Here is a 19,419-nt window from a genome sequence, read left to right on the forward strand (position 1 = left end):
TAACAAAGCAAAAGGCGGCTGGCCCTACCGGGCCAGCCGCCTTTTCTTTTACAAAATGTCAGCGCCACTGCAAATCTAAAGTCGTGTACTTCAATGTTTGCTGCGCGACAGCGCAGCCCGGAAGGGCTGGGTGATCTCCTACAGGAAACTCACAAGCTTCAAGCCTGCTCGAAACCTGTGGGAGCGGGCAAGCCCGCGAATGGGCTGCAAAGCAGCCCCAGAAGTATCAGCCTTTCGGTTTCTCTGCGGGCTGCCACAAAACCTCAGCCACCCCCTGGCGCCGCCCGATGATCCGCGCCGCCACGAACAATAGATCGGAAAACCGGTTGATATACGCCAAACCAACGCCTTCCAGCGGCTCCATGGCATTCAACTGCTGGCACCGGCGCTCTGCACTGCGCGCCAGACTGCGGCACACATGCGCCTGCGCCACCAGCGCCGAACCACTGGGCAGAATGAAGTTCTTCAGCGGCCCCAGCTCTTCGTTCCACACATCGATGGCCGCCTCCAGGCGTTCCACTTCCGCCAGGTTCAACGCCTGGTAACTGGGCATCGCCAGCTCGCCACCCAGGTCGAACAAGCGGTGCTGACACGGCGCCAATACTGCGGTCACTTCATTCAGCCCGTGCTCGGCGAGCCCCGCCAGCAGCAACCCCAACTGGCTGTTCAGGCTGTCCACCTCGCCAATCGCTTCGATCCGCGGGTGGTCCTTGGGCACCCGACGGCCGTCGCCCAGGCCGGTTTCGCCTTTGTCGCCGGTGCGGGTATAAATCTTCGAAAGGCGGTAGCCCATGTCATTGCTCCGTTCTGGCCGGCACCGCCGCTGCCGGCTGGGTGAGGGGCAGGCGTAGGGTAAAGCAGGTGCCTTGGCCTGGCGTGGATTGCACTTCCATCTGCCCCTTGTGGTTGTTGGTGATGATGAAGTAGGAGACCGACAGGCCCAGGCCGGTACCCTGGCCGATTTCCTTGGTGGTGAAGAACGGCTCGAAGGTGCGCTTGCGCACCGCCTCGGGCATGCCGACGCCGTTGTCTTCGACCTGGATTTCGGCCCATGGCGGGCTTAGCCGGGTGCGCAGTGTGATGCGTCCGGGCTCGCTGGGTTGCGGGCGTTGGTGGATGGCCTGGGCTGCATTCTTCAGCAAGTTGAGCAGTACTTGTTCCAGCTCGTTGGCGGTGCATGGCACCGGCCCCAGGTCGGGGTCGAACTGGCGCACGATGGCTTGCCCCTTGAAGTCGAAGCCGATGGCCAGATCGAAGTCATTGCCGGCAATTTCAAGCGCCTGATCGATCAGCGCCGGCAGCTCGCATGGCACCAGCTGGCGGTTGCTGCGGCGGCTGAAGCTGAGCATGTGGGTGACGATCTTCGCCGCCCGGGCGCCGGCCTGCTGAATGCCGTCGAGCAGCTGCGGCACCTCGCGGCTGTCCAGGTAGCGGTTGATCGTGGCCAGGTCGATGCCCAGCTCTTCGGCCTGTTCCTGGTTGCGCGGCAGGTCGGACGACAGGCGCCGGCGAATGTTCTGCACGTTGTGCAGGATAGCGCCCAGCGGGTTGTTGATTTCGTGCGCCATGCCGGCAGCCAGCCCCCCGACCGAGAGCATTTTTTCTGACTGCACCATCATCTCTTCCAATGACAGACGCTGGGTGATGTCGTCGATACGAATGACCACGCCGCGCCCGCCGCCGCCCGTCAGTGGGTAGAAGGTCAGGGCGTAGTGGCGCAGGTCGTCGCCCTTGGGCCAGGTTACCCGCTCGATCTTCGCCACTCGATGTTTTTCCACGGTTTCCTTCAGTTGCGGGAGGAACGGCTTCAGCGGCTCGAACGCAATGAACACCGGCTGGTTAAGTGCCTCGTCCAGTGGCGTGCCGGAAAGCACCGTGGCTTCGTGGTTCCACTGGGTCACGTAAAGCTGTTCGTCGAGGGCGATCAGTGCCGAGGGCATCGAGTCGATGATGCTGTTGAGGTAGTTCTGAAAACCGGTGAGCTTTTTCTCGATCTTGCTGCGTACCTGTACTTCCAGTTCCAGCTTGCGGTTGGTGTGGCGGGTTTCTTCGGCAAGGCCCTGAGCCTGGTCGTAGGCACTCTGGAACTCGTCGCGGGCGCTCTTGAGCTGCTGCTCGCGGGCCTCGATGCGCGACAGCATGGTGTTGAAGGCCTCGGCCAGGCTGCCGATTTCATCATCGTTGCCGCGTTGGGCGCGCAAGGCGTAGCTCTCTTCGCGGGTAACCTGGCGGCTGAGTTCCTCAAGCTGGTTGATCGGTTGGGTGATCAGGCGTTTGATCTGCCGGGCGATGACGATCCATAGCAGGACACTGAACACCAGGATGCCCAGGCTGGCGCTGAGTGTGCCGGTGTAGAAGGCCGTGGGCAGTTCGCTGCTGGCTACCAGCAGCAAGTGTGCCGGTGGGTTGGCATCGCGGGGGATGCGGATCAACTGAGTGCTGCGAAACTCCATCAGGCGCCAGCCGTCGATGTTGCGAAAACGTTTGGGCAGGGCCAGCGGCTCGCCATGCTGCAACTGCGCCAGCATTCGGCCATCGCCACCGTAGACCGCGGCGGCGCGCAGCGGTGTGTAACTGTCCAGTTCCTTGAGCAGGGCACGGGCGGTTTCCGGGGTGTCGCCGGCGCGGGCTGCAAGCTGAGGATTGGCCACCAGCCGGCCGATGGTCTGCATGGCCTGGGGCGCCATGCTTTCCTGGGTGATCCAGTAGGCGGCGCTGATGAAGGTGAGGTTGGCCATCAGCAAGATGGTCACCAGCAATACCAGCAGGGCCGCCAGCAGCTTCTGCCCGACCGGGAGGTTTTCCAGGCGTTGGCGCAAGGTCATGGGCAAGGCAATGTCCGTATCCGGTTGAAGGGCCGCGTCAGTCGCAGGGCAAACCACGCGCGCGCAGGTTTTCGACCAAGCGCTGCAGCAGGTGTTCCAGCTGCGGCAAGTGCAGGCCATGACGGCCCGCAGCGCGGCAAGCATGGCCGAGCAGGTAGTGCAACTCGGTGCGCCGTCCTGCATGCACGTCCTGGTACATGGAAGAGTAGTTGGCTGCGGTGGCGAGGATTACCCGCTGCACTTCTTCCTCCAGCCCCTCGGCTGCTTGCGGCTGGCCGCAACGGCGCAGCAGTCGGGCCAGTTCGACGCACAGGGCTTGCACTTCACCCAGGTGCCCCAGCAGCCCGCCATTCTGGCAATCGTGAAGCACGGTCAGCGGGTTGATGGCGCAATTGAGCGCCAACTTGCGCCACAGGCGGGTCAGTATGTCTACTGTCCATTCTGCGGGGATACCGGCCTCGTGCAGGTCATCGAACCAGGCGGGGATCATGGGGTTACGTGGGTCGCCCAGCCAGTTGAAGCCATGGCCGGCAAAACGCACCTGCCAGTCCCCCTCGCGGAAGGCGCCTTCGGTGCTGGAGGCGAAGATGCAGCGAGCGTGCGGCACCAGGTCTGCGACTTCATCCTGGCTGCCAAGGCCATTCTGCAACAGCAGCACTTCGGCGCTCTCGGCCAGCCGTGGCGCTAGACCGGCAATCGCCGGGGCAGCGTCATAGGCCTTGCAGGCCACCAGCAGCCGGTGGATCGGGCCTTGCGCTTGCGCCGTTTCGGCAGGTATGGCGTAGTGCCGGGTTTGCTCCTGTTCGACCAGGGTCAGGCCACCGGCCTGCTGATAAGCCTGTAGCCGTTGCCCGTCACGCAGGATCAGGCGCACGGCCTTGCCTGCGCGTGCCAGGCGGCAGGCCCACAGACTGCCAAGGCTACCGGCGCCGAGAATATGCCAGGTGCTGCTCATATGCGTTTCGCAACCCGTTATAATGAGCCCGCATTTTAACCTTCAAACCCAGCGCGCTCCATCTTCAGCCTGAGCGCGCTTTTATTTTGGGAGAACAACCATGCCTTCGTTCGACGTGGTATCGGAACTGGACAAGCACGAAGTGCAGAACGCGGTCGACAACGCCATCAAGGAACTGGACCGCCGCTACGACCTCAAGGGCAAAGGCACCTTCGAGTTCAAGGACAAAGAGCAGACCGTGATGCTCACCGCCGAGGAAGAGTTCCAGCTCGAGGCGATGCTGGAGATCCTGCGCCTGGCACTGGTCAAGCGCAAGATCGACGTGAAGTGCCTGGAAACCAAGGACCCCTACGCCTCCGGCAAGGAAAAGAAACAGGAAGCCAAGTTCCGCGAAGGCATCGACAAGGACCTGGCAAAAAAGATCGTAGCCACCATCAAGGATGGCAAGCTGAAAGTACAGGCCGCCATCCAGGGTGAGCAGGTACGGGTAACCGGCAAGAAACGTGACGATCTGCAGGAAGCCATTGCCCTGCTGCGCACCAAGGAATTCGACATGCCGCTGCAGTTCAACAACTTCCGCGACTGATGCGGGGGTGGCCCGGAACCCCGATGGCCAAATGATGTCCATGGGGGCCGTGGTTGCGTAATAACACGCGCGGCCTGTTCTACCGTGTACTTGCCGCTCGGCATCAGGAGATGAATATGGATTTGAACGCTGAGGTCGACCAGCTCGTCCGCCAATCCCAAACGTGGATCCCTTTGATCATGGAATACGGCAGCCGTGTGCTGCTGGCACTGCTGACCTTGGCGGTCGGCTGGTGGATCATCAACAAGGTCAGCGCCCGCCTCGGCAAGCTGGTTGGCCTGCGCAACGCCGACCTGGCGCTGCAGGGCTTCATCAGCACCCTGGCGAACATCGTGCTGAAGGTGCTGCTGTTGGTCAGCGTGGCCTCGATGATCGGCATCGAGACCACCTCGTTCGTCGCCGCCATCGGTGCCGCAGGCCTGGCCATCGGCCTTGCCTTGCAGGGCAGCCTGGCGAACTTCGCCGGTGGTGTGCTGATCCTGATGTTCCGCCCGTTCCGTATCGGTGACTGGATCGAGGCGCAGGGCGTTGCCGGCACCGTCGACAGTATCCAGATCTTCCACACCGTGCTGCGCACCGGTGACAACAAGACGGTCATCATGCCCAATGGCAGCCTGTCCAACGGCATCATTACCAACACCAACCGCCAGCCGACGCGCAAGGTGGTGTTCGATGTGGGCGTTGACTACGAGGCCGACCTGCAGAAGGCCCGCAATGTGTTGCTGGAGCTGGCAAAGGACCCGCGTGTTCTGCAAGACCCGGCACCGCAGGCGGTCGTGTCGACGCTGGGCGACAGCTCGATCACCGTATCGCTGCGCTTGTGGACCAAGACCTCCGATTACTGGGATGTGATGTTCATGCTCAACGAGTATGCGCGTGACCGGTTGAAAGCCGAAGGGATCGACATTCCGTTTCCGCAGCGGGTTATTCGCGTGGTGCAGGAGACTGCAACGCAGTAATACCGCGTTCAAGCCGGGGCCGCTTTGCGCCCCTTCGCGGGCAAGCCCGCCCCTACGAGGACATACGTGTTTGTAGGAGCGGGCTTGCCCGCGAAGGGGCGCAAAGCGGCCCCAGCTTTTTCCGACCCTGATTACACTTGTTCACAGCAATTTCCAGCCATTTCTGGCATATAGCGTGACCCCGCCCGCCACACCCGATACGCCATCATGAAACCACTGCTGTATATCACCCCTCTGCGTGCCTTGCTGTTCGGCCTGACCCTGGCCCTGTTCGAACTGCTGACCTACCTGGCCAGCGACGCGGTCATGCCGGCCATGCCGGTCGTGGTCAGCGACCTCGACGCCAGCCCCGAATACATACCCCATGCCCTCAACCTGTACCTGCTGGGGGGCGTGGTACTGCAATGGCTGATCGGCCCGTTGGCCGACCGTTATGGACGGCGCCCGCTGCTGCTGGTCGGCTGCGCATTCTTTGGCCTGGCCTGCCTGGCTACCTTCTGGGTCCAGGACATCGGCCTGTTCAACCTGTTGCGCCTGTTGCAGGGCATTGGCCTGGGCTTCGTGGTCACCGTCAGCTACCCAGCCCTGAACGAGGCTTTCAGCGAGGCTGATGCCGTACGCATGATGGCCCTGCTGGCCAACATCGCCTTGCTGTCGCCCCTGCTCGGGCCGCTGGTGGGCACCTTGCTGCTGCAATGGCTGGACTGGCGCTGGCTGTTCGTGGCGTTCGCCATCGGCGCGGTGCTGGCCTGGCTGCTGCTGTACCGCCTGATGCCGGAAACCCTGGGCGTGGAGCGCCGTGACGGCTCGCGGCTGGCGTTCACGCCGATTCACCTGCTGCCGCTGTTGGCGGGCTATGGTCAGTTGCTGGGCAACCGCCGCTTCGTTGCAGGCAGCGCCGCCCTTGGGTTGGTCGGCTTGCCGCTGATTGGCTGGATTGGCCTGTCGCCGGTGCTGCTGATTCACGATGAGGGGTTGAGTACCCTGGAGTATGCCTTGTGGCAGTTGCCGGTATTTGGTGGGCTGATCCTCGGTAACCTGATCATCAACCGTATTGCCGATCGCTACCCGCTGCCAGCCCTGGTGCGTGGCGCGCTCTGGCCATACCTGGCTGGCCTGTGCCTGATGGTGCTGGCGACTTGGCGCTGGCCCAGCGTGACCAGTGTGGTGGCCGGCATGTCGCTGTACGCGCTTGGGTTGGGCGTGGCCAATGCGGTGCTGTACCGCATGACGCTGTTCTCCAGTGAGCAGAGCAAGGGGCTGGTTTCGGCCATGCTGGGGATGATCACCATTGCCTTGCTGGGGCTCGGTGGAGCGCTGCTGGCGATGATTGGCGCCGGCGCCAGCTTGCTGCATTTTGCCCTGGCAGCGGGGGTGGCGGGGGCGTTGGCGCTGTGGCCGCTGTGGTTTGTGGTGGGTGGGCGGCCTGGGGAAGGGGCTGTTGCTTGATAAGCGGTATTGCCTGTGCCGGCCTCTTCGCGGGTAAACCCGCTCCTACAAGACAACGCGGCCTGGCCTCTTCGCGGGTAAACCCGCTCCTACAAGGCAACGCGGCCTGGCCTCTTCGCGGGTAAACCCGCTCCTACACAGGGCCGCGCCGCCTTGTAGGAGCGGGTTTACCCGCGAAGAGGCCAGCACAGGCAATACAAAGCTTCAGGGCCGCTCAGCCACCGAGTGGTCGTCCGCCACCGGCGTCCCCCGCCCGGCTTCCTGATGCCACTGCAGGGCGATCAGGATCAGCGTAGGCACCCCCAGCAGCGCCGTGATCAGGAAGAAGTCGTGGTAGCCGAACTTCTCCACAATAACGCCCGAATACCCGCCGATCAGCCGCGGCAACAGCAGCATGATCGAACTGAGCAACGCGTACTGGGTCGCCGAGAACTTCAGGTTGGTCAGGCTTGACAGGTAGGCGACAAAGGCCGAGGTAGCCATGCCGGAGCTGAAGTTGTCCAGTGAGATGGTCACCACCAGCATTTCCAGGTTCGGCCCCATGTCAGCCAGCATCAGGAACAGGATGTTGGTGCCAGCAGAGGCTACGCCGCCGATGAACAGGATGGGCATGATCCCGAAGCGCACGATCAGCAGGCCGCCAACCCCGGCGCCGACCAGGGTCATGATCAGGCCGAAGATCTTGCTGACGCTGGCAATCTGGTCCTTGGTGAAGCCCATGTCGATATAGAACACGTTGGCCATCACCCCCATCACCGTGTCCGACATGCGATAGGTGGCGATCAGGCCCAACAGCAGCAGAGCCTGCCAGCGGTAGCGGGTGATGAAGTCGTTGATCGGGGTCAGCACGGGAGCCAGGCCGCGACGGCCGAGGCTCGACAGGCAGGCCCAGGACAGCAGCACGTAGAGGATCAGGCGCAGGAAGGCGCGGTCTTCCAGCAGCAGGTCGAGCGGCGTGGCATCACCGGAGATCACGCTGGACCAGCCGGTATTGAACATCTGGGTGAAGCTGGCAGGTACCGAGACCAGCAGGATGATGAGCACGAACACCGAGGCCATCTGGTGCACCAGCCCGTAGCGCGCTGCCGACAGTTGGGTGCGCATGGGCACTGGTGGTTCGCGCATGACCAACGTGGTGAACAGGGCGGGCAGCATCATCACCCCGAACATCACGTACGTGCCGGCCCAGGCCTTGTGCAGGTAGCTGAAGCCGGTAGAGCCAAACCACTCGGCGAAGAACAGGGCACCGGCCGTGGCGAGCAAGGCAGCCACCCGGTAGCCGGCCATGTAGCTGGCAGCGAGCGCGGCCTGGCGCTGGTCGTCAGCGATTTCCAGGCGGTAGGCGTCGACAGCGATGTCCTGGGTAGCCGAGGCGAAGGCCACCAGCACGGCCATGGCGATCAGCCAGGAGAGATGCTGTTGCGGGTCGCACAGGCTCATGCCGACCAGCCCGATCACTACCAGCGCTTGCGACAACAGCAGCCACGAACGCCGGCGCCCGAGGCCGCCAAGCAGCGGCAAGCGCCATTGGTCGAGCAGCGGCGACCAGACCCACTTGAAGGCGTAGGCCAAGCCAATCAGGCTGGCATAACCGATGGTTTCACGGGCAACGCCGGCTTCGCGCAACCATACCGACAAGGTCGAGAACACCAGCATGTAGGGCAGGCCGGCGGCGAAACCGAGTAGCAAAAGTACCAATGTTGACGGGCTGGCATAGGCAGCAAGCGCAGCGCGCCAGGTTTTACGGGGCATGGGCCAACATCTGCCTCAAGTTTTCGAAAACAAAGCGCGCACTCTAACCGCTGTGCTCCATTGGGCGCCAGCCATGGCGCGTCATATCCACACGATTGTTGCTTACATTCACACCTTCCCCGCGTAACCGCGCCCGTTGTTCATCGCCCGACGGGGTGCCCAGCGCCAGGCTCAGCCGGCCGCCTGCACCGAGCACCCGGTGCCAAGGCAGGCGTGTGTCTGCGGGTAACTGCCCCAGGGTACGCCCCACCCAGCGCGCCGCACGGCCAAGCCCGGCCAGTTCGGCCAGTTGGCCATAACTCACCACCTTGCCGGGTGGCACTTGGCCCAGTACTGAATACAGCGCCGTTCGTCGGCCCTCGGCCGAATCAAGGGCATGCTCATATCCATCAGACATCTCGCCCGCCTTGGGCTGCAGATGAAACCGGACCGGTGGTCTGGTAAATGAGAGTTGAACTCAACGGCATACTCCCGGTCTGTCCTTGCTCTGGTCGTGGGTATCTGGATAATGCCCGGCTTTTTCGTCAAATCGAACCCATAGTCCGCAAACAAAGCCCGTTTATGAATTCTAGATCCTTGTTGTGCCTTCTTGCTGTTTCCCTGTGTGCCTCTCCGGTGTGGGCCGACACTGTGTGGATGAAGAACGGTGACCGGCTAAGTGGCAAGATCAAGGTATTCGACGGCGGCAAGCTGCTGCTTGAAACCCCTTATGGCGGGTCCATCGCCCTGGACTGGAAACAGGTTCAGACGCTGGAAAGCGACCAGGAGATGCTGGTCAAGCAGGACGCCTACAGCGGAGAGAAAGCCAAGTCGCTCAAGGCCGCCGAGCCAGGCAAGGTGACCTTGGCCAATGGCGAGACACCGAAGACGGTGGAGCTGGCCAGCATCGAGCAGATCATGAAGCCCAAGCCGCTGGTTGAGGATTTCGTGTGGAAAGGCAATGTCGACGTGGCACTGGACTACAAGCGCGCCGAGAACGACACCGACGATTATGACGTGGGCTTCAAGACCACTGCCCGCCATGGCCGTTGGCGGCACAACGCCGAGGGTGAGTACAACCGCGAGACCAAGGACGACGTCACCACCACCAACAACTGGAGCGCCGAGTACGCGCTGGACCGCTTCATTACCGATAAGTGGTTCTGGCAGGGGCGTGCGGAATACAAGCGCGATCACATCGAAGACCTGGCCCGCCAGCGCACCGTGGGTACCGGCCCGGGTTACCAGTTCTGGGACGATGAGCTGGGGGCGTTCTCGCTGGGCTCACTGATCAACCGCACTGATTTCGAGTATCGGGACGGCGGCAAGGATAATTTCTATTCTGCGGCCGTGAAGTGGGATTACACCCGCTATCTGATCGGCAAGAACGTGCAGCTGTTCACCAACGGCGAGTTCGCCAAGCCGCTGGGTGGCGTAGCAGACTATTCGCTGGATGCCGAGGTTGGTCTGCGCTACAAGGTCACCGAGTGGGCCTCGCTCAACCTCAAGGCGGAGAAGGATATCATCACCGGCACGCGTGAGAGTGACCTGGACAAGACACGCTATACCGCGGGCTTCGGCGTTACCTGGTAAGGCGTCTGGATGCAGGTCAGTGGCACAGGCAGCTGATAATGCTTATCTTGTCCCCAACCCGTCCGCCAGGAGCCGCCCTCAAGTGAGTACCAACGCCATTCGCCCCGCCCGGGAACTGCTGCTCAAGGAATACCGCGGCGTGCTTTCGACACATTCCAGGTCGATGCCTGGCTACCCCTTCGGGTCGGTCGTGCCGTACTGCCTGGACGCCCAGGGCAACCCGCTGATTCTGATCAGCCGTATTGCCCAGCATACCCACAACCTGCAGAAGGACCCCAAGTGTTCGCTGTTGGTGGGTGAGCGCGAGGCCGAGGATGTGCAGGCGGTAGGGCGCCTGACGGTGATGGCCGAAGCGCACAAGCTGGTCGACGAGGCCGCCATCGAGGCCGCCGCCGAACGCTATTACCGCTATTTCCCGGACGCGGCCAACTACCACAAGGCCCACGACTTCGATTTCTGGGTGCTGCAACCGGTGCGCCACCGCTACATCGGCGGCTTCGGTGCGATCCACTGGCTTGATCATGTGACCTTGGCCAACCCGTTCGCGGGCAAGGCCGAGGGGAGTATGATCGAACACATGAACAGCGATCACGCCAGTGCCATTGCCCACTACGTCGAATTGACCGGGTTGCCACAGCACGTATCGGCGCAGATGGTTGGGGTAGACAGTGAAGGCATGCACCTGCGCATCGGCCAGGGAGTGCACTGGTTGCCTTTCCCCACTACTTGCAACACGCCGACACAAGTCCGCGAGGCCTTGGTTTTGCTGGCTCGCGCCGACAATTGGCCGCTTGTGGTGCAAGCCGAGGGTTGAAATCTGGAGCGCAGGCATCCATTTGAGGTCTTATTGGAAGGTTATCTTCCGTCGAGGAACCCTTGATGCGTGCTTTTCTACTGCTGTTTCTGATTTTTCCTGTGCTGGAGCTGTTCGTCTTCGTGAAGGTCAGCGCGGCAATCGGTTTCTTCCCGGCGTTGCTGCTGATCATCGCCGGCTCCGCCCTGGGCGTACTGGTCATGCGGGTGGCCGGCCTGGCGACTGCATTGCGCGCCCGTGAAAGCCTGCAGCGCGGTGAATTGCCCGCCGAGGACATGTTCCAGGGCATGATGCTGGCCGTGGGTGGTGGCTTGTTGTTGCTGCCCGGCTTCATCAGCGACGTGCTGGGTGTGCTGTGCCTGCTGCCATTCACCCGCCGCATGGCGGCGCGCAAGATGCGCGAGCGTGCCGAGGCCCAGGCCATGCGCCAGCGTGCATTCCAGGATGACCCCTTCCAGGCGCAGCCGCGTGATGGCGGCCACCGCCCGAACGTGATCGAAGGTGAGTACGAGCGCCGCGACAAGTAAGAAGGACCGGGGCCGCGAAAGCGGCCCCGGTTTTTTTTGGCCTGATGAAAAATTTTCTATCTCGAGCCTTGTAATTGGATGTGGCGGCCTCATGTATGTGGTCACCGCAAGGTTTCTGGTGGCAACACCAGACATTACACAGGTGGTTCGCTCACAGCGGGCCACCCCCGGCAACGCCGGACAGCATCAAAACCGCCGGTGTCGAACCGGCCGATGAAAACCACAATTTGGGAGAGATCGACAATGAAACTTCGTCCTCTGCATGACCGCGTAGTCATCCGTCGCAGCGAAGAAGAATCGAAAACCGCTGGCGGTATCGTCCTGCCGGGTTCGGCCGCTGAAAAACCAAACCGCGGCGAAGTTGTAGCCGTCGGCACCGGTCGCGTCCTGGACAACGGCGAAGTTCGCGCGCTGGCCGTGAAAGTGGGTGACAAAGTGGTTTTCGGCCCGTACTCGGGCAGCAACACCGTGAAAGTCGATGGCGAAGACCTGCTGGTCATGGCCGAGAACGAAATCCTCGCCGTTGTCGAAGGCTGATTTCCCCGACTTCCCGTTACTCCAAAGTTTTTCAAGGATTAAACGATCATGGCTGCTAAAGACGTAAAATTTGGTGATTCCGCTCGTAAGAAAATGCTGGTTGGTGTCAACGTTCTGGCTGACGCGGTAAAAGCGACCCTGGGCCCGAAAGGCCGTAACGTGGTACTGGCCAAGAGCTTCGGCGCGCCGACCATCACCAAGGACGGCGTTTCCGTCGCCAAAGAAATCGAGCTGAAAGACGCTTTCGAAAACATGGGCGCCCAGCTGGTCAAGGAAGTTGCTTCCAAGGCCAACGACGCTGCCGGTGACGGCACCACCACCGCTACCGTTCTGGCTCAGGCCATCGTCAACGAGGGCCTGAAAGCCGTCGCTGCCGGCATGAACCCGATGGACCTGAAGCGCGGTATCGACAAGGCCACTGCTGCCGTCGTTGCCGAGCTGAAGAACCTGTCCAAGCCATGCGCCGACTCCAAGGCCATCGCCCAGGTAGGTACCATCTCTGCCAACTCCGACAACTCCATCGGTGAAATCATCGCCGAAGCCATGGAAAAAGTCGGTAAAGAAGGCGTGATCACCGTTGAAGAAGGCTCGGGCCTGGAAAACGAACTGTCCGTCGTAGAGGGCATGCAGTTCGACCGCGGCTACCTGTCGCCGTACTTCGTCAACAAGCCGGACACCATGGTTGCCGAGCTGGAAGGCCCGCTGCTGCTGCTGGTCGACAAGAAAATCTCCAACATCCGTGAGCTGCTGCCAGTTCTGGAAGCCGTTGCCAAGGCGGGCCGCCCACTGCTGATCGTTGCCGAAGACGTCGAAGGTGAAGCGCTGGCTACCCTGGTAGTCAACAACATGCGCGGCATCGTCAAGGTTGCTGCAGTCAAGGCTCCGGGCTTCGGCGATCGCCGCAAGGCCATGCTGCAGGACATCGCCGTCCTGACTGGCGGCCAGGTCATCTCCGAAGAAATCGGCCTGTCCCTGGAAACCGCTACCCTGGAGCACCTGGGTAACGCCAAGCGCGTCATCCTGTCCAAGGAAAACACCACCATCATCGACGGTGCTGGCGCTGACACCGAGATCGAAGCACGCGTCAAGCAGATCCGTGCCCAGATCGAGGAAACTTCCTCGGACTACGACCGTGAGAAGCTGCAAGAGCGTCTGGCCAAGCTGGCTGGCGGTGTTGCCGTGATCAAGGTGGGTGCCGGCACCGAAGTTGAAATGAAAGAGAAGAAAGCCCGCGTTGAAGACGCCCTGCACGCTACCCGTGCAGCCGTTGAAGAAGGCGTGGTGCCTGGCGGTGGTGTTGCCCTGGTTCGTGCCCTGGCGGCCATCGTCGACCTGAAAGGCGACAACGAAGACCAGAACGTCGGTATCGCGCTGCTGCGTCGCGCTGTTGAATCCCCGCTGCGCCAGATCACTGCCAACGCCGGTGATGAGCCAAGCGTGGTTGCTGACAAGGTCAAGCAAGGTTCGGGCAACTTCGGCTACAACGCCGCTACCGGTGAATACGGCGACATGATCGAGATGGGTATCCTGGACCCAGCCAAGGTTACTCGCTCGGCGCTGCAAGCTGCTGCTTCGATCGGCGGTCTGATGATCACCACCGAAGCCATGGTTGCCGACCTGCCGGAAGACAAGCCAGCTGCTGGCATGCCTGATATGGGCGGCATGGGTGGCATGGGCGGCATGATGTAAGCCAGCCTTACCACCTGCACCATCAAAAAGCCCCGGTTCGCGAGAACCGGGGCTTTTTGTTATTCCTGTCGGGCCATCTTCGCAGCACAAGGCTGCGCTTGAGCCTTGTGCTGTGAAAAGCGTGGATCAACCGACCAGCGGATCACCGACGTGCAGGATCTTCATGCCGTTGGTGCCACCGATAGTGTGGTAGCTGTCACCCTTGGTCAGGATCACCCAGTCACCTTGCTCCACCAAGCCACGTTTGAGCAGCTCGTCGACCGCCGCCTGGCTCACCTTGTCGGCCGGCAGCGCGGCCGGGTCGAAGGCAATCGGGTACACGCCACGGAACATCGAGGCGCGCGCCTGGGTGGCGCGGTGCGGCGACAGGGCGAAGATCGGTACATGCGAACGCAGGCGCGACATGATCAGCGGGGTGTAGCCGCTTTCGGTCAGGGCGATGATCGCCTTTACGCCCGGGAAGTGGTTGGCAGTGTACATGGCCGCCAAGGCGATGCTTTCGTCGCAGCGCTGGAAGGTGGTGTGCAGGCGATGGCTGGACTTCTGGCTGGTCGGGTGCTTTTCGGCACCCAGGCAGATGCGTGCCATGGCCTGGACAGCTTCGATCGGGTAGGAACCGGCGGCGCTTTCGGCCGACAGCATCACCGCATCGGTGTTGTCCAGCACGGCGTTGGCCACATCGGACACTTCCGCGCGGGTCGGCATCGGGTTCTGGATCATCGACTCCATCATCTGGGTCGCCACGATCACGGCCTTGTTGTTGCGGCGGGCGTGCTGGATGATCTTCTTCTGGATAGCGATCAGCTCGGCGTCGCCGATTTCCACGCCCAGGTCACCACGGGCAACCATCACAGCGTCGGAGGCGGCGATCAGCTTGTCGAGGGTCTCGTCATCGGCAACTGCTTCGGCGCGCTCAATCTTGGCCACCAGCCAGGCGCTGCCGCCGGCTTCATCACGCAGCTTGCGCGCGTATTCCATGTCGCTGGCGTCACGCGGGAAGGACACGGCCAGGTAGTCCAGGTCCATTTCCGCAGCCAGTTTGATGTCGGCCTTGTCTTTTTCGGTCAAGGCCGGTGCGGTCAGGCCACCACCCTTACGGTTGATGCCTTTGTGGTCCGACAGCGGGCCACCGATGATCACCACGCAGTGCAGGGCGTCTGCAGTGGCGGTTTCGACGCGCATGACCACGCGGCCATCGTCGAGCAGCAGTTCGTCACCAACGCCGCAGTCCTTGACCAGGTCGGGGTAGTCGATACCGACGATGTCCTGGTTGCCTTCGGTCAGCGGGTGGGCGGTGGAGAAGGTGAACTTGTCACCGATCTTCAGTTCGATGCGCTTGTTGGCGAACTTGGCGATGCGGATCTTCGGACCCTGCAGGTCGCCCAGCAGTGCAACATGGCGGCCGTTCTTGGCGGCGATGTCACGGATCAGGCGCGCGCGGGCCTTGTGCTCGTCCGGCGTGCCGTGGGAGAAGTTCAGACGTGCCACGTCCAGGCCGGCGAGGATCAGTTGTTCGATCACTTCCGGCGAGTTGCTGGCGGGGCCAAGGGTGGCGACGATTTTGGTGCGGCGGATGCTCATGCACAGACTCCTATAGTGAAGCGCAGCGAAAGGCTACTCCTGAATCTCGCTGTAGTCATTGTTCCGTTGCACTACCTGCAACCAAGGCAGGGTGGCATTTGAACGGGGCAGGGTATCCTTGCAAAAGGGTGTGAAGATTTGCAGGCAAACGCCGATACACTGGCATCAAAGGAGATCCCCATGCGAGCCCTGATCGTTTTAGCCCTGGCCGCCAGCGCCGTCGGCTGCACCCGCTGGTCCATGGACCACCACCTGAACAATGCCTACCGCGCCTACGACCGCGGCGATTGCGCACGGGTCATGCTCGAACTGTCGCAGGTTGATCGCACCAGCCGTGCTCGGCCGTTCATCCACCCCGAAGTGTCCCTGCTGCGCGGCCAGTGCCTGGAGCGTCAGGCGTTGTACGTGGACGCGGCGCAGACCTATCAGTACCTGATCCAGCAATACCCGGGCAACGAATATGCCTATCGCGCCCGAGCGCGCCTGCAGACCCTGGAAAAACTCGGCCATTTGCGCGGCGCAGAAACGGCCGTGGCCAACCCGGTGACGACCGTACCTTGGCGCTAACACAAAGGTGTGGTTTATTTCACGAGATTTGCTGCGCGCGCTGCGCTAATCTGTAACTCAGCTGTTACAACAACCGCCAGTACCTTGTATTCCTGGCATCAGGTACGGAATACACTCGCGATCATGTTCAACAAGCGCCACATCGAACGTCATCAATTACCTTGTGTCCTCAAGGTGTTCAATCGCTTTACCGGTCAGGAGATCGGTCAGCTAGGCAATGCCTCTGAAAATGGGTTGATGGTCATCAGCCAGCTGCCCGTGTTGGTCGGGCCCGATTACGAGCTGCAACTGCGTATGCCCCTGCCTGGCGGCGGGCACCAGTTCGTCAACCTCACTGCCAGTTGCCTGTGGTGCCGCGAGGACCAGACGCCTGGGCACTACGATTCGGGCTTCATGCTGCTGCAGTCTCCGCGCGAGTACGATGATTTCGTACGTTCGTTGCGCGACTATTTCAGTTTCCGCCCCGCCAACGCTCCCGTCTGAACGTTCATTTTTCAGAATCGCGCTAGAATCGGGTCGACCTCGATACAGGACGACCCCGTGACCTCCAGCATTTTCTGGCACGACTATGAAACCACCGGCATCAACCCGCGCTGCGATCGGCCGCTGCAGGTGGCCGGCCTGCGCACTGACTTCGACCTCAACGAAATCGACGAACCAATCAGCCTTTATTGCCGACCGTCGGACGACATCCTGCCGCACCCGGCGGCCTGCCTGGTGACAGGCATCACGCCGCAACTGCTGGCGGAGCAGGGCCTGTGCGAAGCCGAGTTCATGACTCGGGTGCATGCCCAGCTGGCGCAACCGGGCACCTGTGGTGCCGGCTACAACACCCTGCGCTTCGACGATGAAGTGACCCGCTACAGCCTTTACCGCAACTTTTTCGACCCCTATGCCCGTGAATGGCAGGGAGGCAATAGCCGCTGGGACCTGATCGACATTGTGCGCACCGCCTATGCCTTGCGCCCGGAAGGCATTCAATGGCCACAGCAGGACGGGCGCACCAGCCTGCGTCTGGAACTGCTGAGCAAGGCCAATGGCATTGACCACGGTCATGCCCACGAAGCGCTTTCCGACGTGCGGGCGACCATTGCCTTGGCTCGCCTGATTCGGCAGAAACAACCCAAGTTGTATGACTGGCTGTTTCAGCTGCGCAGCAAGCATAAAGTGATGGAGCAGATCCGTTTGTTGCAGCCACTGGTGCATATATCCGGGCGTTTTTCGGCGGCGCGCAATTACCTGGGGGTCGTATTGCCACTGGCCTGGCACCCGCGTAATCGCAATGCACTCATTGTCTGCGACCTGCATCAGGAAACCCTACCGTTACTGCGGGAAAGTGCTGAAGTTTTGCGTCAGCGCTTGTACACCCGGCATGATGAATTGGCCGAAGGTGAATTACCGGTACCGCTCAAATTGGTGCAGATCAATCGTTGCCCGGTAGTGGCACCGCTGTCGGTATTGCGCCCGGTCGATCAACAACGATTGGGCCTGGACTTGACGTTGTTACAATCGCGCGGCGAACAATTGGCCAATCAACAGGCGCAATGGCAAGAAAAGCTGGAGCACATCTATGGCAAGGACGAGTTCTCCCCGAGTGAGGACCCGGAACAGCAGTTGTATGAGGGTTTTATAGGTGACCGCGACCGGCGCTTATGCGAGCAAGTTCGGGCGCTGGAACCGGCGCAGTTGAGCCATGGCCACTGGATGTTCGATGATCCTCGTTTGCCGGAGCTGTTGTTCCGCTACCGGGCACGTAACTTCCCTGAAACCTTGACCGGCGAAGAGCGGCAACGTTGGTATGGCTTCTGCCAACAGCGCCTGAGCGATCCGCAGTGGGGGGCGCCGAATACCTTGGGCGACTTCGAAAAGGCGCGCCAGCAAGCCTGGGAGGGCGCCGACGAGGCAGGCAGGCGAGTGTTGGAGGCCTGGCAACTGCATGCTCGACAATTGCAGGAACACTATTCCATCGGCTGATGGCAGGTAAACAAAAACGCCGGCAATGTGCCGGCGTTTTTGTTGTGCGAAGCAATAGGGCGTATGCGGATAATCAGTCCAGCAGGGTTGCCCAGCTTTCAACCACGTCGCCGCCCCAAGTGGCTTTCCACTCTTTCAGGGTCTTGTGGTTGCCGCCTTTGGTTTCGATCACTTCACCGTTGTGCGGGTTCTTGTATTGCTTGACCTTGCGTGCGCGCTTGGTGGCGGTAGTCTTGACCGAACCACGTGGTGCCTTGCTCAGTTTCGACTCTGGATCGAGCAGGGCAATCACGTCGCGCAGCGACTTGGAGTACTCGCCCATCAGTGTGCGCAGTTTGCCTTCGAACTCCAGTTCTTTCTTCAGCTTGTCATCCTGCGACAGATTGGCCAGGCGGGCCTGAAGTTCCTTGATGGCTTCTTCGGTGGCGCGGTACTCGTTGATCAGGGACATGGAGTGTTCCTTAATGCGTGTTCAGAAATGTGTGGGGCAATAATAGACAGCCCATACTCGCAAGTAAACATAAGATTGGGCAATTAACTGTTAATTAAGCTGTGACAGCATTTCTCTACGTGAACAAAATTTTACATATGCCCCGTGCGTTTCCTCTTGTCTGTGAGGCAGCGCCCGTGTGGCGTTTTCGGGCTTGCATATGCCATCGCGGCAACGATCAATACTGCGTTTTTTCTGGCGGACCGCTAGAATAGGCGCCTTTGCGAAGTTCTGGAGTCTCATTCATGCGCACCTATCGTCTGGTGATCGCCTGCCCCGACCGTGTAGGCATCGTGGCGAAAGTCAGTAATTTCCTGGCCTTGTACAATGGCTGGATCAACGAAGCCAGCCACCACTCCGATGAGCAGAGCGGTTGGTTCTTCATGCGTCATGAAATCCGCGCTGAATCGCTGCCGTTCGGTATAGAAGCCTTCCGTGAGGCGTTTGCGCCGATCGCCGAAGAGTTCTCCATGACCTGGCGCATTACCGACTCGGCTCAGAAAAAACGCGTGGTATTGATGGCCAGCCGTGAGTCGCACTGCCTGGCAGACTTGCTGCACCGCTGGCACACCGATGAGCTGGACTGCGAGATCCCTTGCGTCATTTCCAACCACAACGACCTGCGCAGCATGGTCGAGTGGCACGGTATTCCATTCTTCCATGTACCGGTCGACCCCAAAGACAAGGCTCCGGCCTTTGCCGAGGTGTCGCGTCTGGTGCAGGAGCATGCGGCCGACGTCGTGGTGCTGGCCCGCTACATGCAGATCCTGCCGCCACAACTGTGCCGGGACTATGCCGAGAAGGTGATCAACATCCATCACAGCTTCCTGCCGTCGTTCGTCGGCGCCAAGCCATACCACCAGGCCGCCCTGCGTGGGGTGAAGCTGATCGGCGCGACGTGCCACTACGTCACCGAAGAGCTGGATGCCGGCCCGATCATCGAGCAGGATGTCGTGCGTGTCAGCCATGCCGACAGCATCGAGGACATGGTCCGCTTTGGCCGTGATGTGGAGAAGATGGTGTTGGCCCGTGGCCTGCGTTATCACCTGGAGGACCGTGTGCTGGTGCATGGTAACAAGACTGTGGTGTTCGACTGACACCGTCCGGCTTGCTGTGAGATTCCGGGCTGCTGCGCAGCCCTG

19 protein-coding genes are annotated in these 19,419 nt (G+C 61.2%); 12 read left to right on the forward strand and 7 right to left on the reverse strand.

The features are described 5' to 3' along the window. Positions 1–226: 226 nt before the first annotated feature. The 3 genes from FQ668_RS06185 to FQ668_RS06195 are packed head-to-tail and all read right to left on the reverse strand — an operon-like array spanning position 227 to position 3,780. A complete protein-coding gene (locus tag FQ668_RS06185) occupies positions 227–793 on the reverse strand; it encodes a cob(I)yrinic acid a,c-diamide adenosyltransferase (RefSeq protein ID WP_019437284.1) in 567 nt (188 codons plus the stop codon). A 1-nt stretch (position 794) separates the two neighbouring features. Then, a complete protein-coding gene (locus FQ668_RS06190) occupies positions 795–2,825 on the reverse strand; it encodes an ATP-binding protein (RefSeq protein ID WP_014592271.1) in 2,031 nt (676 codons plus the stop codon). 37 nt (positions 2,826–2,862) lie between these two features. Beyond that, the gene (locus FQ668_RS06195; RefSeq protein WP_014592270.1) at positions 2,863–3,780 is read right to left on the reverse strand and encodes a putative 2-dehydropantoate 2-reductase; all 918 of its coding nucleotides are present in this window, start codon (positions 3,778–3,780) and stop codon (positions 2,863–2,865) included. A gap of 100 nt (positions 3,781–3,880) precedes the next feature. On the opposite strand from FQ668_RS06195, the gene FQ668_RS06200 reads away from it, so the two are divergent. The 3 genes from FQ668_RS06200 to FQ668_RS06210 all read left to right on the forward strand — a co-directional run bounded on the left by FQ668_RS06200 (position 3,881) and on the right by FQ668_RS06210 (position 6,774). Then, positions 3,881–4,366, forward strand: a complete 486-nt coding sequence (locus FQ668_RS06200; protein WP_003251890.1) for a YajQ family cyclic di-GMP-binding protein — start codon at positions 3,881–3,883, stop codon at positions 4,364–4,366. Between the two features lie 116 nt (positions 4,367–4,482). After that, positions 4,483–5,325, forward strand: a complete 843-nt coding sequence (locus FQ668_RS06205) for a mechanosensitive ion channel family protein (protein ID WP_003251892.1) — start codon at positions 4,483–4,485, stop codon at positions 5,323–5,325. Between the two features lie 207 nt (positions 5,326–5,532). Next, positions 5,533–6,774, forward strand: a complete 1,242-nt coding sequence (locus tag FQ668_RS06210; protein WP_014592268.1) for an MFS transporter — start codon at positions 5,533–5,535, stop codon at positions 6,772–6,774. 204 nt (positions 6,775–6,978) lie between these two features. On the opposite strand, the gene FQ668_RS06220 is transcribed toward FQ668_RS06210, so the two are convergent. After that, entirely contained in the window at positions 6,979–8,526 is a 1,548-nt protein-coding gene (locus tag FQ668_RS06220; RefSeq protein WP_014592267.1) for an AmpG family muropeptide MFS transporter, read from the reverse strand. A 43-nt stretch (positions 8,527–8,569) separates the two neighbouring features. Beyond that, positions 8,570–8,923, reverse strand: a complete 354-nt coding sequence (locus FQ668_RS06225) for an MGMT family protein (protein ID WP_014592266.1) — start codon at positions 8,921–8,923, stop codon at positions 8,570–8,572. 164 nt (positions 8,924–9,087) lie between these two features. Here FQ668_RS06225 and FQ668_RS06230 point away from each other — a divergent pair, with 164 nt between their 5' ends. The 5 genes from FQ668_RS06230 to groL all read left to right on the forward strand — a co-directional run bounded on the left by FQ668_RS06230 (position 9,088) and on the right by groL (position 13,665). Then, positions 9,088–10,098, forward strand: coding sequence for a DUF481 domain-containing protein (locus FQ668_RS06230; protein ID WP_019437386.1), 1,011 nt, complete (start codon positions 9,088–9,090; stop codon positions 10,096–10,098). An 82-nt stretch (positions 10,099–10,180) separates the two neighbouring features. After that, a complete protein-coding gene (locus FQ668_RS06235) occupies positions 10,181–10,912 on the forward strand; it encodes a HugZ family protein (RefSeq protein ID WP_019437387.1) in 732 nt (243 codons plus the stop codon). Positions 10,913–10,977: 65 nt separating this feature from the next. Beyond that, on the forward strand, positions 10,978–11,439 hold the full coding sequence (locus tag FQ668_RS06240; RefSeq protein WP_014592263.1) for an FxsA family protein: 462 nt from the start codon (positions 10,978–10,980) through the stop codon (positions 11,437–11,439). Between the two features lie 243 nt (positions 11,440–11,682). Further along, a complete protein-coding gene (locus FQ668_RS06245) occupies positions 11,683–11,976 on the forward strand; it encodes a co-chaperone GroES (protein WP_003251905.1) in 294 nt (97 codons plus the stop codon). A gap of 48 nt (positions 11,977–12,024) precedes the next feature. Further along, positions 12,025–13,665, forward strand: coding sequence for a chaperonin GroEL (gene groL / locus FQ668_RS06250; protein WP_003251907.1), 1,641 nt, complete (start codon positions 12,025–12,027; stop codon positions 13,663–13,665). A 126-nt stretch (positions 13,666–13,791) separates the two neighbouring features. On the opposite strand, the gene pyk is transcribed toward groL, so the two are convergent. Next, positions 13,792–15,246: a pyruvate kinase gene (gene pyk, locus FQ668_RS06255; protein WP_003251912.1), complete on the reverse strand. Its 1,455-nt coding sequence runs from the start codon at positions 15,244–15,246 to the stop codon at positions 13,792–13,794. Between the two features lie 180 nt (positions 15,247–15,426). Here pyk and FQ668_RS06260 point away from each other — a divergent pair, with 180 nt between their 5' ends. The 3 genes from FQ668_RS06260 to sbcB all read left to right on the forward strand — a co-directional run bounded on the left by FQ668_RS06260 (position 15,427) and on the right by sbcB (position 17,787). Then, complete coding sequence (locus tag FQ668_RS06260) at positions 15,427–15,813, forward strand: hypothetical protein (RefSeq protein WP_003251914.1); 387 nt, start codon at positions 15,427–15,429, stop codon at positions 15,811–15,813. 123 nt (positions 15,814–15,936) lie between these two features. Continuing rightward, positions 15,937–16,296 (forward strand): PilZ domain-containing protein, encoded by a 360-nt coding sequence (locus tag FQ668_RS06265; RefSeq protein WP_012053641.1) that lies wholly within the window; start codon positions 15,937–15,939, stop codon positions 16,294–16,296. Positions 16,297–16,353: 57 nt separating this feature from the next. Continuing rightward, positions 16,354–17,787, forward strand: a complete 1,434-nt coding sequence (sbcB, locus tag FQ668_RS06270) for an exodeoxyribonuclease I (RefSeq protein ID WP_014592262.1) — start codon at positions 16,354–16,356, stop codon at positions 17,785–17,787. A 73-nt stretch (positions 17,788–17,860) separates the two neighbouring features. Here the strand turns inward: sbcB and mvaT are convergent, their stop codons facing one another. Then, positions 17,861–18,238, reverse strand: coding sequence for a histone-like nucleoid-structuring protein MvaT (gene mvaT / locus FQ668_RS06275; protein ID WP_003251920.1), 378 nt, complete (start codon positions 18,236–18,238; stop codon positions 17,861–17,863). Between the two features lie 284 nt (positions 18,239–18,522). On the opposite strand from mvaT, the gene purU reads away from it, so the two are divergent. After that, entirely contained in the window at positions 18,523–19,374 is an 852-nt protein-coding gene (gene purU, locus FQ668_RS06280) for a formyltetrahydrofolate deformylase (protein WP_003251921.1), read from the forward strand. Positions 19,375–19,419 lie beyond the last annotated feature (45 nt).

The organism is Pseudomonas sp. Kh14 (genome assembly GCF_900291005.1).
Classification (GTDB): Bacteria; Pseudomonadota; Gammaproteobacteria; order Pseudomonadales; family Pseudomonadaceae; genus Aquipseudomonas; species Aquipseudomonas alloputida.